We start from the raw sequence: 2,012 nt of genomic DNA on the forward strand, positions 1-2,012 counted from the left end.
CGGTGCCGGCCCGCTCCCCCACCCGGCCGCCCAACAAGGTATTCTATGGGCGGCCGGGTGGGGGAGCGGGCCGGCACCGATTCAGCGAAGCTGAAAACGACTCTAGCTGCATCGACATCTGAGCTGGCATGTCGGCCATCATAATCCTCCCCCCTGGCGGGGGAAAATTATTTGAATGTCGATTGCGTTTGCCTTCAGCCGCTGCGGAAGGTGAGGCCGGCCTTCGCCGTCAGCCGGTCGCGCAGCGAGTCGCCCATCAGTGCCCCTGGCGTCCAGATCCCGCCGTCGCCCTGCACGTCTTGGACCAGGCACAAAGCCGCTTCCGCGATCATCTTGCTGGTCGATCCATAGCCGGGATCGCGGTCGCCGGTGACGACGCATTCGACCCGGGCTTCGCCATCGGGGAATTCGCCGATGAACAGGATGTCGTAATGGCCGCTGTCGCGCTCTTCCTTGGACGGGCCTTCGCCCGGCTTGGGCCCCTTGTCGCCGGCCAGCGGATTGACCTTGGCGATCGCTTCCGCCGCCGCCTTGCCGAGATCGCCCAGCCCGGCGACCATCATCTCGTCATAGACGAAATCGGCGCCGTATTTCTCGGCCAGCAGGAAATTGGTTCGGTGGACGTTCTTGGTGTTGATCGGCGCCATGATGAACGGCGCCACCCAGGCACCGACCGCGCGGTCATATTCGGGCAGCAGGCCGGTCGGCTGGTGCGGGCCGGAAAAGCCCGGAGTCAGCGCGAAGGGGTTGGTTAGCAAGGCGACAATCCTCGGGTCGCGCGCGGCGGCCGCCAGCGTGGCCTTCAGGCTGGCCGCGGTGCCGCCCGAAAAGCCGCCCTTCATCACCCGGACACGTCCCTTGACGCGCGGCGCGGGCTTGCCGTGCTTGGCGATCGCGCATTGCTGCAAGGTCAACACGCCGAGGTCGAACGGGATCGAGTCGAACCCACAGGAGAACACGATCCGCGCCCCGCTCCGCTTGGCGGTATCCTGGTGCGCGTCGATCATCTGGCGCATCCACGCGGGCTCGCCGCAGAGATCGACATAAGCGGTGCCGGTCTCGGCGCAGGCGGCGACGAGGTCGCTGCCGTAGAGCTGATAGGGCCCGACCGTGGTGATGACGACGGTAGCGCGCTCGCACATCGCCTTCAGGCTGGCCGGGTCGTCCGAATTGGCGGCGATCAGCATGATATCGGCGGGCGCGCCGATCAGGTCGCGCACTTCCTGGAGCTTGGACAGCGAGCGGCCCGCCATCGCCCATTTTACCCCGGTCGGGTAGGTCTCGGCGAGATATTCGGCAACGAGGCGGCCGGTGAAACCGGTCGCACCATAGACGATAACGTCGAACTCGCGGGCCATGGTCATATCTCCCTGCTCATCCTCTCCCTTGACGGGAGAGGATAGCGAAGCTTGGCAGCTTGCTGCCTAGCGTAGCTTGGAGAGGGTGATGCGGAGCTTCGCTCCGCGCGGTCGCTTCGCGACCGCCACCCCTCTCCCAACTCCGACTAAGGCTCTGACGAGCCTAAGTCTCCGTATCCCTCTCCCGCAAGGGGAGAGGAAACTTAATCGCTACGCCGCCTCGCTGAATTGCAGCGCCGCCAGCCGGGCGTACAACCCGCCCCCGGCATTGAGGGTGGCGTGCGTCCCTTCCTCGACGATCCGGCCCTCATCCATCACGATGATCCGCCCCGCCGCGCGCACGGTGGCGAGACGATGGGCGATGACGAGCGTGGTGCGTCCTTCCATCAGCCGCTCGAGCGCCTGCTGCACCAGCCGTTCGCTTTCGGCGTCCAGCGCGCTGGTCGCCTCGTCGAGCAGCAGGATCGGGGCGTCGCGCAACAATGCGCGGGCGATCGCGACGCGCTGGCGCTGGCCGCCGGACAGCCGTGCGCCGCCTTCACCGAGGAACGTGTCGAGCCCGTCGGGCAGCTTGCGCAGGAATTCGGCGGCATTGGCCGCTTCCGCCGCCGCCCAGATCGCGTCGTCGCTCGCATCCCATTCGCCATAGCGCAT

At 66.7% G+C, this 2,012-nt stretch carries 2 protein-coding genes; both read right to left on the reverse strand.

Annotated elements, in window-relative coordinates; all coding sequences use genetic code 11:
- Positions 1–194 precede the first annotated feature (194 nt).
- Positions 195–1,358, reverse strand: a complete 1,164-nt coding sequence (locus ACTHJR_RS03650; RefSeq protein ID WP_440521751.1) for a saccharopine dehydrogenase family protein — start codon at positions 1,356–1,358, stop codon at positions 195–197.
- A 210-nt stretch (positions 1,359–1,568) separates the two neighbouring features.
- A partial coding sequence (locus ACTHJR_RS03655) for an ATP-binding cassette domain-containing protein (RefSeq protein ID WP_440521752.1) occupies positions 1,569–2,012 on the reverse strand: 444 nt, incomplete at its 5' end.

This window comes from Sphingomonas sp. (assembly GCF_051962185.1).
Lineage (GTDB): Bacteria > Pseudomonadota > Alphaproteobacteria > Sphingomonadales > Sphingomonadaceae > Sphingomonas.

Bases quoted from the DNA above. Each gene is read 5' to 3' on its own strand.
- ACTHJR_RS03650 (WP_440521751.1), bottom strand. From the start codon at position 1,358: ATGGCCCGCGAGTTCGACGTTATCGTCTATGGTGCGACCGGTTTCACC.